General features: G+C 48.0%; 11 protein-coding genes. 8 read left to right on the top strand and 3 right to left on the bottom strand.

Translation table 11 applies throughout. The annotated features are described in order from the left end of the window. Positions 1 to 13: 13 nt before the first annotated feature. The 6 genes from GWR21_RS05840 (at position 14) to GWR21_RS05815 (ending at position 9133) form a co-directional block, all read left to right on the top strand. Positions 14 to 1213: a DUF3570 domain-containing protein gene (locus GWR21_RS05840; RefSeq protein ID WP_162330831.1), complete on the top strand. Its 1200-nt coding sequence runs from the start codon at positions 14 to 16 to the stop codon at positions 1211 to 1213. A gap of 88 nt (positions 1214 to 1301) precedes the next feature. Next, entirely contained in the window at positions 1302 to 3272 is a 1971-nt protein-coding gene (locus GWR21_RS05835; RefSeq protein WP_162330830.1) for an SEL1-like repeat protein, read from the top strand. Between the two features lie 279 nt (positions 3273 to 3551). Continuing rightward, positions 3552 to 3959 carry a VOC family protein gene (locus GWR21_RS05830; RefSeq protein WP_162330829.1) on the top strand — a complete coding sequence of 136 codons (408 nt, stop codon included), beginning with the start codon at positions 3552 to 3554 and terminating at the stop codon, positions 3957 to 3959. A gap of 284 nt (positions 3960 to 4243) precedes the next feature. Beyond that, the gene (locus tag GWR21_RS05825) at positions 4244 to 6589 is read left to right on the top strand and encodes an alpha-L-rhamnosidase-related protein (RefSeq protein WP_162330828.1); all 2346 of its coding nucleotides are present in this window, start codon (positions 4244 to 4246) and stop codon (positions 6587 to 6589) included. Positions 6590 to 6687: 98 nt separating this feature from the next. Next, positions 6688 to 7473: a helix-turn-helix domain-containing protein gene (locus tag GWR21_RS05820; RefSeq protein WP_238430215.1), complete on the top strand. Its 786-nt coding sequence runs from the start codon at positions 6688 to 6690 to the stop codon at positions 7471 to 7473. A 79-nt stretch (positions 7474 to 7552) separates the two neighbouring features. Continuing rightward, entirely contained in the window at positions 7553 to 9133 is a 1581-nt protein-coding gene (locus GWR21_RS05815; RefSeq protein WP_162330827.1) for an FAD-dependent oxidoreductase, read from the top strand. 171 nt (positions 9134 to 9304) lie between these two features. Here GWR21_RS05815 and GWR21_RS05810 read toward each other — a convergent pair whose 3' ends face one another. Further along, positions 9305 to 9847 carry a hypothetical protein gene (locus GWR21_RS05810; protein ID WP_162330826.1) on the bottom strand — a complete coding sequence of 181 codons (543 nt, stop codon included), beginning with the start codon at positions 9845 to 9847 and terminating at the stop codon, positions 9305 to 9307. 369 nt (positions 9848 to 10216) lie between these two features. On the opposite strand from GWR21_RS05810, the gene GWR21_RS05805 reads away from it, so the two are divergent. Further along, positions 10217 to 10417 (top strand): hypothetical protein, encoded by a 201-nt coding sequence (locus tag GWR21_RS05805; RefSeq protein WP_162330825.1) that lies wholly within the window; start codon positions 10217 to 10219, stop codon positions 10415 to 10417. A gap of 99 nt (positions 10418 to 10516) precedes the next feature. Here the strand turns inward: GWR21_RS05805 and GWR21_RS05800 are convergent, their stop codons facing one another. Both GWR21_RS05800 and GWR21_RS05795 read right to left on the bottom strand, forming a co-directional pair. After that, a complete protein-coding gene (locus GWR21_RS05800) occupies positions 10517 to 10975 on the bottom strand; it encodes a 6-pyruvoyl trahydropterin synthase family protein (protein WP_162330824.1) in 459 nt (152 codons plus the stop codon). Between the two features lie 167 nt (positions 10976 to 11142). Further along, on the bottom strand, positions 11143 to 11523 hold the full coding sequence (locus tag GWR21_RS05795) for a hypothetical protein (protein ID WP_162330823.1): 381 nt from the start codon (positions 11521 to 11523) through the stop codon (positions 11143 to 11145). 128 nt (positions 11524 to 11651) lie between these two features. On the opposite strand from GWR21_RS05795, the gene GWR21_RS05790 reads away from it, so the two are divergent. Then, on the top strand, positions 11652 to 12704 hold the full coding sequence (locus GWR21_RS05790) for a DUF1963 domain-containing protein (RefSeq protein WP_162330822.1): 1053 nt from the start codon (positions 11652 to 11654) through the stop codon (positions 12702 to 12704). Positions 12705 to 12769: the final 65 nt, after the last annotated feature.

The following is a 12769-nucleotide window of genomic DNA, read 5'->3' as shown; positions in this document are numbered from 1 at the left end:
TAGCAACGGAATTATGAAGAAACTGAACCTGGCTATACTGGCAATGTTCGCAGGGATATTATATACCCATGCACAATCTGCTCCTGACAGCAGCACTTACAGGAACCGGAAACTCCAACTGGAAGAGGTAAATATTGTATCCAGTTACTATCATCAGAATGGTGATCACGCAGCGGTGACCGGCGGTACTGGTACACAGCTGCTGACAGATCTGTCTAACTCCATACAGGTTACGCTTTCGAAATACGATGTACGCGACAGGAAACATACATTGAATTTCGAATTGGGTATTGATCATTACACCTCTGCTTCCTCAGACAATATCGATCCTAAAACATTATCTTCCGCCTCCTCTGCTGATACACGCTTCTATCCATCTCTGTCATGGGAAATGGAAAATAAGAATGGCACAACGGTGGGCGCAGGCTTATCATTCTCTCACGAGTTTGATTACCAGTCTGTCGGAGCCAACATCATGTTTGCGAAAAAGACGCGGAATAAAATGGGAGAATTTGCACTTAAACTGCAAACCTACCAGGATCAGCTGAAGCTGATCTACCCCATTGAACTAAGATCAAGCGGTGGCAATGGGAATCGTGAGGAAGATGACTATGCAACAACCGGCAGGAAGACATACAGTTCATCCCTCTCCTGGTCGCAGATCGTCAATTCCAGGCTCCAGCTTATGTTCCTGGTCGATGTGATCTATCAATCGGGTTACCTGGGTCTACCTTTCCATCGGGTTTACTTTAATGATAACAGTGTACATGTAGAAAAGCTCCCGGATAGCAGATTGAAGATACCATTGGGTATCAGGGCGAATTATTTCCTCGGCGACCGGGTGGTACTGAGGGGGTATTACCGCTATTATCATGACAACTGGCAAATAAATGCACATACCGCCAGCCTGGAAACATCCATCAAGCTGTCGCCGTTTTATTCGTTCACTCCTTTTTACCGCTATAATCATCAGCAGGGAACTAAATACTTCGCGCCATATCAGGTGCACACCGGCGCCGGGGAGTATTACACCAGCAATTATGATCTGTCCGGTTTTGATAGCCACTTTTTCGGCGCAGGGATAAGGCTCACGCCGCCCAAGGGAGTGTTGGGTATGAAGCATTTTAATATGCTTGAACTACGATATGGCCATTATAATCAAAGCAATGGCCTGCAGGCGAATAGCATCTCCTTAAATCTGAAATTTAAATAAGCTTTTTATATCATAAACCGGTAAGGCCTGCTCAGAAAGCAGGCCTTACCGGTTTAACGATGAACTGAAGAATCAGTACCTTTGCGGAATGTCGCCTAAAGTATACTTAAATAACACCCATGCCACATCAGGAACAGACCTTAACGATATCATGATGATGGAATGGGAATACGAGATGCCGCTATTATTACAGCCACTATTAATAAGTGGTGCCTTTATTAAAAATGGCATTTTATACTATGATGCTAAACCCGGTATCGAAAACCTGAAGAGATTTTACCACTTTCTGGATGCTACAAAGTCTGTCATCAGCGACAAAAATGCCTTTACTGTATATAAAGAGAAGCTGTTCAGCTACCTGGATAACCTGGAACATCCATATTTTGCCCTGAACGCCCGCGAGGTATTTGACACAGATAAGCTGCCGCAGGACGAACAGGCCGTTATATGGCAGGCAGATATTGCTTTTAACAATGCTGTGATCAACGCGGCCGTAGATAAGCATGATATTTCCGCGTTGTCTTACCCTGTGCTCAAACATGTAAGCATGGCCTTTAATTCATTTACGGAACTGCTGAACTATCCGGACTATCAGTATGGATGGAGATATATCTGTCAGGTAGTAAAGAGAGAAGAAATTTACTGCGAGAACGGATTATGGGGACTAAAGGGGCCCGCAGGTGAAATACTGATCCATCCGCAGTTTGATGAGTTTTATGCATTCAGTGCGTGGGATGTGGCCGTTGTAAGAAAGGGGCAGCAATATGGCTACGTACACAGATCAGGAGACATCATCGTTCCTGCCGAATGGGATGAAGCTTATGACTTTGATCATGCTCCTCTCGCCATTGTGCAGCGTAATGAGCTGCTGGGACTGATCCATATTTCCGGGAAGGTAGTCGCTGAGCCGGTATATGAAAATATACGCAGCGTAAGACATGACAATCCTTACATTGCACAGCGGAATGGACGCTGGGGCATGCTGGGAGAAGATGGACAGGTCGTCATAGATTTCAGATATGATAGAATAGAATTGTTACATGACAACGTGATCATGTTACAGCAGGAGGGAGGATACTATCTTGCTGCAGATGGAGAACGGTTCGACCTGATAATACGGAAAGCGCCTCACCAGGGTTTCGCCTGGGCCTTCAAAGGAAATGCCGTATACCTCATAGACAAATACGGCATTTCAAGAGCCAACAGGGACCTGGTAAAACAGGATGCCGAAAGTGACAGCTCCGGTTACTATTATGATGAAGCTGTACGTAACAGATTACTGACGTATGCCGCATTGCCGGAAGAGGAAATTGTCACAGATGCCTACACGCCCGTGGAGGAATTATATAACATCGGTGTGGATGCCTATAACCGGCAAGACTATCAGTCAGCAATCGACCACTACACACTGGCTGCTGAAAGAGGCTACGGTTATGCCATGAACAACCTGGCGCATATACACTATATGATAGATGGATATGTTGATCCTGATAAAGCATTCTACTGGTATGAAAAGGGGGCCGCTGCCGGCAATACGAACGCGATCAACGGATTGAGCCTTTGCTACCAGAACGGCATAGGAACAGCGCCTGACATAGATAAAGCCATTGAACTGTTACTGCTGGCTGCTGATGATGGCCTTGCTGTAGCACATAATAACCTCGGGTATTTACTGTATGATACAAACCCTGAGCTGGCATTGTTCCATTACCTCCGGGCAGAAGAGCTGGGAGAACCTGACTATAGCTGGCTGGGACATCTGTATGAAGAGAACGGGGATCTGGCAACTGCTCTCCGCTATTATCAGAAAGATGAAACAGCAACAGGGGCCTTTAATCAGGGCATCTTCTATCTCAAAGGACTAGGTATAGCCAAAGACGTAAACGCGGCAGTACGGTACTTTAAAAGAGCAACGGAGGGTGGTTATGATATGGGACATATTGAGCTGGCCAGGATATACCTGTTTGAAGACGGCTTTATTAATAGCGAACTGGCGAAGGCACATATTGCAGCAGCGGAAAGGGCAGGTATTGAAATACCTGCGGAGTTTTTGATATAGGAGATGGACGGTCAGGTAACCCTTTCTTAGACTTGTTCTACCAGGATTACATGCTGGCATGGAAAAGCCTCTTTTCGCTACCGATGGTTGGTCAGGGGCTTTTCCAACGGGTACAACATCAAGGGGGGACTTATATAAAGACTGTAAGTACCCGCCGCTAAATAGGACAGTTGTGTGTTTTCGCGGGATAAGAATAAAAACCTGCAACTTTTTTTCCCCCTACTGACATAGGGTTGTCACCACCCCGGATTTACTTTGCCTTCAGTAAATCAATACAACATGAATCTTGCCTCCATCCGGATTATTACAGCCGACATTAAGCGCCTCGTTCAATTTTATGAGCGCATCACCGAAACATCCTTCACCTGGTATACAGATGATTTTGCGGAACTCCGTACTGCGTCAGGTGCGCTGGCAATAGGTAGTACGCGCACCCTGGCGCTCTTTGGCGGGGATGCCGTAGCAGATGCCGCCAGTAACAGGTCCGTTATTATCGAGTTCCTTGCAGAGGATGTTGATGACAAATACCAGCGAGTAGTGAAGACCGTCACTACGGAAATTGTCCAGGAGCCCACAACAATGCCCTGGGGCAACCGGTCATTGTTATTCAGAGACCCGGATGGCAATCTCGTGAATTTCTTTACTCCTCAGTCACAGCAGGCTAAGACCAGGGCGACAGCGCCATGATCATAGCAGATGACCTGCCGGTAGTAGCTGATAATAATCACCGGAATGCCCGGTAGGGAACTGGTGTCCCTGATACACTATCTTCCCGGAGATATACTGGCAGGCATCTGCATTTGATGGCAGATATACATCAGGAACGAGCCGTGTGTGATCAGTCTATGCCGCCCATCGTTCGCCCATCTGCTATCCTTACTTGTCTTTTACTCCCTCCGTCAGACACCATAGGATACCCCCGTAGCGATTAACCGCTATCTTACACCGGTCATCAATTCCACGTTATTCGAATGAACAGAATTCTTATCATGGTAGCCCTGTACCTCCTGTGGCTACCTTTCGTCGCCGACGCTCAGTCATCCAGGCCCTGGAATGCCTACTGGATCGTTCCACAGCATGAACCAGGTAATGGATACGGTGTGTACTATTTCCGTAAAACCATCGACCTTCCCGCCAAACCGGCGAGTTTCCGCATTCATGTATCGGCGGATAACCGTTACAAGTTGTATGTCAATGGCGCGCTCGTCTCTCTGGGTCCTGCCAGAGGAGATACCTATTACTGGAACTATGAAACGGTAGACCTTGCCCCATACCTCACTGCCGGTAAGAATAGCGTGGCAGCGCTGGTATATAATGAAGCGGAGAACCGTCCCGAGGCCCAGATCTCTGTAAGGACAGCCCTGATCATCCAGGGAAATACACCCGCAGAAGAGCTGTTGAACACCAACACTACCTGGAAATACATCCGCGATAATGGCTACCAGCCACTTACCGGGTTCTTTGCTGCCAGTACCGGCGAACTGGTAGACATGAACAAGTCTGTCAGTGGTTGGACTGCCCCCGATTTTAACGATAGTAACTGGCCACAGGCAGCCAGTTTGTTGCAGGGACATTTAAAAGGAAGTGGTGACGGACTGGCCTGGATGCTGGTACCTTCCTCATTGCCACAGATGGAACTGACGGATCAGCGCCTGTCGGTCGTGAGAAAGGCCCAGGGCATCACATTGCCGGCTACTTTCCCCGCGAAAAAGACCTCCCTCACCATCCCCGCCGATACAACGGTCTCTTTTCTGCTGGATCAGACGCATCTTACCAATGCATACATTCACCTGCTTTTCAGTAAAGGAAAAAATGCTGGTATTGCGCTGCAATATGCGGAATCGCTTTATGACGATGTGGCGAAGTACGGCGACCGTAAGGGAAACAGAAATGATGTTGAGGGAAAGGACTTCAGGGGAAGAAAGGATAGTATTATCTCTAATGGTGACGTCGGACAATCCTACACAACGCTTTATTACCGCACGTTCCGTTATATCCTGGTGACTATACATACCGGCAATGAACCATTGATAATAGAAGACATTTCCGGCGTATTTACCGGGTACCCTTTTACATTCAATGCCGTCTTTCAGACACAGAACAGTGAGATTAAAAAGATCCTGGACATTGGCTGGCTAACAGCAAGACTCTGTGCTATGGAGACCTACTTTGATTGTCCTTACTACGAGCAGTTACAGTACATCGGCGATACCCGCATACAGGCAATGATCAGTTATTATAACAGTGGTGACGACAGACTGGCACGCAACGCGATCAGCCTGATGGATCATTCACGTATAACCGAAGGTGTCACACAAAGCAGATGGCCAACACGCAGTACACAGATCATTTCAACCTTCTCACTGTGGTACATCGGCATGTTACATGACTACTGGATGTACAGAGGTGACAGCAGCTTTATCCGGGATAAGCTGGTCGGCGCACGCGCAGTACTGTCCTTCTTCAATAAATACCAGCAAACCGACGGTTCCCTGGCAGGTACGCCCTACTGGAACTTTATAGACTGGGTAGGGGGTAAGGGATGGGAATTTGCCATGCCTCCAAAAGGAAGTGACGGCGCGTCCGCTATTCTGGACCTGCAACTACTGCTGGCCTATCAATGGGCTGCTGAACTGGAGTCTCACATCGGAATGCCTGCATACGCTGCGATGTACGGTAAGATGGCCGCCCGGCTGAAACAAACTATCCGGCGTAAGTACTGGAATGCAGCCAGACATTTGTATGCCGACACTAATGAAAAGGATGTCTATTCTCAACATGCCAATGCGCTGGCTATATTGGCCGGAGTGCCCGATCAAACCGATATTCCCGGTATCTGTGATCGGTTGCTGAAAGACAGCTCTCTCACGCAGTGCACGATCTATTTCCGGTATTACCTGCATCAGGCCCTTGCGAAAGGCGGTCTGGGTAATGATTACCTTAGCTGGCTGGATGTGTGGCGCGACAATATCAATATGGGACTCACCACCTGGGCCGAAATATCTGACCTGCCCAACAGCCGTTCCGACTGTCATGCCTGGGGCGCCAGTCCCAACGTAGAATTCTTCAGGATAGTACTGGGCATCGACAGTGACGCTCCCGGCTTCAGGAAGATCAAAATAACCCCACACCTGGGGGCTTTGACGAATGTCAGCGGAGAGATCCCTCATCCGGATGGAAAGGTGGCGGTCTCATATACCTGTCAGGGAAATAAATGGAAGATAAAGATCGTCTTACCTGTAAAGACCACCGGTTCTCTGGTCTGGAAGATGAAGCAATACCCGCTGAAAGCAGGAGAGAACCTGTTAGAGATCTGACAGTGACCACTACCTGCCTGATGGCCGCGTTGATCTTCGGTTGACGCGGCTATTTTATACCTGCGGGTCCATATACGTCAAATATATTACCTTTCAGTATGCAAATGCATCACCGGGAACTGGCACCTCCTGAAGCGCTGAGAAACACGATCAAGTGTTTCTGGCATACCAGGATAGACTTCGGAGCAACACGCTCCGATTTTGAAGTCATGCCCGATGGTTACGCCGAAATTGTTTTCCATTTCGGCAGTCAGTGTCTGGTTTCCCGTAACGGAAGCTTACAGCCCCTGCCTTCACCAGTGATAATGGGGCTGCTGAATCAGCCTGCCATTTTGAATAGTACCGGGCAACTGGACGTTATTGGTATCAGGTGTTTCCCCTGGACGGTCTTTGATCTGCTGGGACTACCCGCTGGCAAGGATGGGATCCGCGTCTTTGAGCATCCGGTATCAGCGCTGCAATCCCGGTTAGCAAAACTTGTGGCGGCTGATCAGATAGCGGATGTGTTCAGCGTGCTGCAACAGTATTTCCTCCATGAACCGCTACGTGATCCTGCCGATAGTACCGTATTCAAAGCAGGAGCGGTGTTGAGGGCCGGCAATGGTACCACACCCGTCAGCAGGATTGCGGAGGCAGCCCATGCCACTGTACGGACACTGGAAAGAAAGTTTAAACAGTCATCCGGTCATACTATTAAGGATGTCTCTGGTCTGATCCGTTTTGAGCAGGTAAGGAACAGGTTATGGTTGTATCCTGATGAGAATATTGCTGGTCTGGCACATGAACTGGGCTATACAGATCAGTCCCACCTGAGCCGGGAGTTTAAGCGTTACAGTGGTACTACCCCTGCTGCTTTTGCCCGGAAGATAAAAAAAGGAAAATAACCCCCTTCCTTCGTTTTTGTCGCGTTTATACAAGCCTGTCAACGCCCTATTCCGGAATTTTGTGTCTCAATCATTTAACATGAAAGTGACAACTGAAAACGGAAACCCTTCTCAGCATCCTGCTACCTATGACGTCATTATCGCCGGCGCCGGACCCGTTGGTCTGTTTCTTGCCTGCGAACTGGCACTGACCGGATGTTCCGTGCTTATACTGGAAAAAGCCGGTACCCCGCATTCCCCACTCAAGCAACTTCCTTTCGGCATCCGCGGACTCTCAGCCCCTTCGATAGAAGCGTTGCACCGCCGCGGCTTACTGCATGCGCTCGAAGTGCCCAAACGTCTGAAAGACCCTTTCGGACGGTCGGGAAATGAAGCCCTCCCTCATCCCGGTCGTCCGGTAGGACATTTTGCTGGCATTCCCATCCACCAGGGCCATATCGATACCTCACAATGGAAATATCGCCTGCCTGGTGCAAGTCCCACCAGCCTGATAGCTGAAATGGCAGAGCTGGAGTCCGTGCTGACCCGTCGCGCGGAGACCCTGGGCGTGACTATCAGCCGCGGACTTCCCATCACGGATTTCATTCAAACGAAAGAGGTCGTGACCGTGCTGTCAGGAGATCTGTCTTTTACAGGCAAATGGCTGGTTGGTTGTGATGGCAGCCGTAGTGTTGTCCGCAAGTCCGGTGGCTTTGAATTTGCCGGTACCGAACCGGCGTTTACCGGTTACTCTGTTAAGGTGGATATTGTTGATCCGGAGAAACTCAAACCTGGACGCGTACTTACGCCCAGAGGCATGTACTTCCAGTCGCAGCCCGGTTATCTCGCTATCCAGGACTTTGATGGTGGTGCTTTTCATCGCGCAGGACAGCCTGTTACGCTTGAACGTGTACGGCAACTGCTGCGCCACATCTCGGATACGGATGTAACTATCAGTGCACTGCACATCGCTACTACATGGACTGACCATGCCAGACAGGCGACTGCCTATCGTAACGGACAGGTATTACTTGCGGGTGACGCCGCACACATTCATGCACCATTGGGAGGCCAGGGGTTGAATCTGGGCCTTGGCGATGCCATGAACCTGGGATGGAAACTGGGTGCGGTCATTCAGAAGAATGCGCCGGAAGCGTTGCTGGACAGCTATCATGCGGAACGGTTTCCTATCGGTGCGCAGGTACTGGACTGGTCACGCGCGCAGGTGGAGATCATGAAACCAACGCCTAACGCTCATGCACTGCACGCCATTCTCCGCGATCTTGTGAATACTGGCGATGGCGCTACTTACATAGCCGGAAGACTATGGGGGGTGCATATGCACTATGACCTTGACGGTGTACATCCATTAGTAGGATATAGTGTTCCTGCATTTGCATTCGAAGATGGTACGACACCTGGTGATGTGATGCATGATGGCCGCGGACTACTGCTCGATCTTACTAATAATAGTGAGTTGAATACCTTCGCTGATGAATATGCCCCTCAGCTAAAATATATAGCCGCCCCTGTAAAAGAACGCTTAGGTATAAACGCCTTGCTGATCCGTCCTGATGGAATTGTCGCATGGGCCACCGACGATACACCTGATTACAACGCCCTCAGAGAGGCGGCTGCCCGCTGGTTTGTGGTAAACCGCGCATCCCGTATCAATATTTAGTGGGTACCAGGTATATATGACGTGATAGAACGTGTACGAAAGAAAGCCGGCTGGAACCGGCTTTCTTTTATTAAACAAAGTGTTGTCTGTAAAAATAATGGATTGCAACTGGCTGTAACGCCGGTATCTGTTGCAGGACAAAGCTGCTTTGCGAAATACCCTGCTGACCTGTTATCGTTGCATATTCCCCATCATCGGGAAACTGGCAGGTGCGTAAAAGGGAGAAAAACCATTGTTGGTACCTCTGCTTACACCAATACTACCGGAAATGGAAAATGTTCTGTCATTATTGGTATATGTCAGGCCTATCCTGGCAGTTGCAGCCGCACCGAAATTCCTTACCTGCATATAGTTATTTGTTTTACCATTTCCAGGCTGGGCGAAGGTGAAATTTGAATTAAAAAGATACGGCTCTGCCGACACACTACCGAAGGCATATAAGTTATTATTCAGTTCACGATTTACCTGTAAAGCCAGTGGCACTGACAGGTAAGTACCGCTGCCGCCTTTAAAGCCTACAAAGCCGGTGGAAAGACCCGTATATCTCGTCACAAACCACTTCTTACGCAGATAGTTTGTATCCGTCAACTGTTGCGGATGACCAAATGCTGGTGACGCATTACTAACGGCATCAGCAGCGGAAGACTCCTGAGCCTTTACGGCTACTGTTGTAGCCGACATCAAAATGGCGGTAAAAAGGATTGTCCGTATCATCGGCATAAAGATAAAGATCCTTTTTCATTAATATTGCTAACAAAATCATAATATATCTTTCCGTATGCCATACAGGGGTGTGCTGCTGTAAATGCTATTACAATCAATTAGTTAGTGGAGGAACGCCTTATGGACATGCTCCTTACACAAGGCTATGCTGTCATTACGACTGGCATTTAGTTTGTACTGGCATCAGGGGGAATAATAGAAGAATAAATTGCTGTTGGCAATATGACTGACTAGCGTTAGATGGTTTGTAAGTAGAGAATGCTGATTTAATTGTAACCTTATCAATTGTTATTACACAAGTACCTTTCTATACGCAGGTACGACCGGGAAATATTAACCATATCCTAAAAACAAAAGCCAATGAGGCCGATCACACCTGCGCTACAATCACTGATAGTAGCAATGACCCTGTTTTTATTTACAGAAGAAGGTGCAAACGTCTCAGAAGGTACCGGCGCATACGTCAATTATAAATATCCCAATATGGATGCGGCGCAGGTAAGCAACGGGCGACTATCCACGTCAGACAGGCAATCAGCAGCTGTTACCGCTGGCCGGTAAAGTAAATAGGTTATGCTGTAAATGCATAGCTGTGATGCTACGTGTGTTTTGAACATTTACACGCAGCATCACAGTTGCCTGTCCGTAATAACGTTTATGTTAGCACGATATATTATCACTGGTGTACCATTCCGCATAGGAGGTTGCGGTTTCATATAGCTTAAGACTGCTCAGTGCCACGTTTTCCGGCAGCCGGCTCATGATACGACGGGCGAAGTCTATCACCATGTTCTCACAGGTAGGTTGCCATGGCACGCGCACCGTCCTGGCAAATAGTTCGTTGTCATTTGCAGTGGCAGGTAGTGCAACATTTTCTTTTAATAGTAAAGCATGGTCCAGCGGAGTGATGATCTCCTGTTGTACGATGGCTTTCAGGGCAGCGAAATCTACTACCATCCCTTCTTCACTATGACCAGGCGTGTTATCAGGCTGACCGCTCACAGTAACTTCCAGCTGATAGGAGTGTCCGTGAATATGTTTGCAAAGTCCGTTGTATCCCGAGAGCGCATGCGCCATCTCGAATCTGAATATCTTGGTGAGACGTACGATCTGTTTCATGAGGGCGCTAAGGTACCACTGCGGATAGTAGTGATCCCTGATGCCGGTCAAAGTAGGGACTGACAGGTATCATTGGATTGTTTTCATTATTCAAAGCAGAAATTTCGTGTCGGGAAGGTCTTTAATAGCAAGGAGGGGAGGATCGTCGTGATGTACCAGCGGAACAACTACCTATGCCATTGCTCATTGAACCGGGTGGCTTCTGCTGCGGAGGGCGTAGTGATGGCACTGATCTTTCCGGTACCATTATTAAGGATAAAGAACTTCAATGGCTTGAATTGCTGTATGCTCTCCTGTATAGCTTCATAATAGATCTCTCCGTTTTTCATGCCCCGGTCGAATGTAAAGAAGGACGCATAGGGTGCTAATCCAAGTCTGTAAAGATACGCACTGTCTGATGCGATCATGGTCGCTGCTGTCACCACAGGATAGGTATTGTCAATACTGGCAGGATCAGGTTCGGGCAGCGAAGCATTGCCTGCCGTGTGTTGCTTTTTGCAGGCAATAACCAATGGAAACAGCAGGTAACAGAACAGGATATTTTTCATGCTTAAATGTATGAAAAATACATGACGCAGTGAATAATTATGGTGTTACAGTACAAATCGTATAGGCCAGGTGTTCATTAAATCATATTTTTGTATATCCTTCAAAAAGGATACATCCCTGTAGCTGTATGAAAGATAACTTACCGGCAATGGGCCCTTATCACACTATGAAACCTGACATTATCGCATCTCTCTCGCGTGCCGGTCTGTCTGAGAACACCAGCAGCCGTTTAGCCGATAGCCTCACAACACGCTTTTTATTGCAGCCGTCCGTAGCCGTTGTACCGCCGGGTGCATCAAAAATTGGCGGCTACCCCCACTGGCCGGCCGGTCTTCCGTATCCGCAGGAAAAGGATTTTATCTATGAATTTGTGGCACAGGTGAACCTTGCAGATCTGGCGGATGGTGATGATGACATACTGCCACATGCCGGTATGCTTTATTTCTTTATTGACGATGACTTTAACGTAGGCAATATCAATGCCCATGTGGTATTACATACAGACGTTCCTGCATTGGAGGTCACGCCTCCACCGAAAGGGAAGCCGAGCCGCTGTGAATCGTTTGATGGCAGAAAGGAGTCCACGCAAATGAAACTGAATATAGCGAAGGGTTATACGTTTGAACAGAAAGCCCTGGACGACGCCTATAATGAGTTAGATGCCGCTGGCAGGCTGGCAACGGCGGGCTTTGATCCGGAGCAGTTTAATACCCGCGACCAGATATGGGGATATCCCGTATCCTGGGTGAATATTGACAGACAATGGAGCGCCTATCTGGCGAAGAAAGGAATGTTCGGTCTGTATTGGTTTACGTCAGATCGCCAGCTCGCATACCTACAGAGTGAGCAGATTGATCTGAAGCAATGGCTGTATGGGAAGTTAGCAGCGAAAATTGAAGAGCAGAAGGGTATTCTGGAGAAGAATAATAAAACAATTTATATCTACCCTTACTGGGAACAGGAACTGCGTGACCTGGAATATGCGCAGCTACACCTGGACGACTTTATTGACGATCTGGCATTTCATAAAGAGGCGTGTAAGAAATGGCGGTTGCTGCTATCGATGTCCTCCTATAACGAAGCAAATATCTGTTTTGGTGATGGGAGAATGGAGTTTTATATCCATACAGATGACCTGCAACAGCTGAACTTTAGTAACATCTATTGTAACATTGTATAACGTGCAGGAGCGGGGGTATGTCAATCATTAAGGCTGCTGCAAAAGCGGGTTTATTATCATAAATT

The organism is Chitinophaga agri (assembly GCF_010093065.1).
Taxonomy (GTDB): Bacteria; Bacteroidota; Bacteroidia; order Chitinophagales; family Chitinophagaceae; genus Chitinophaga; species Chitinophaga agri.
The sequence above is the reverse complement of the archived record's forward strand: the minus strand, read 5'-3'. Positions and strand labels throughout refer to the sequence as shown.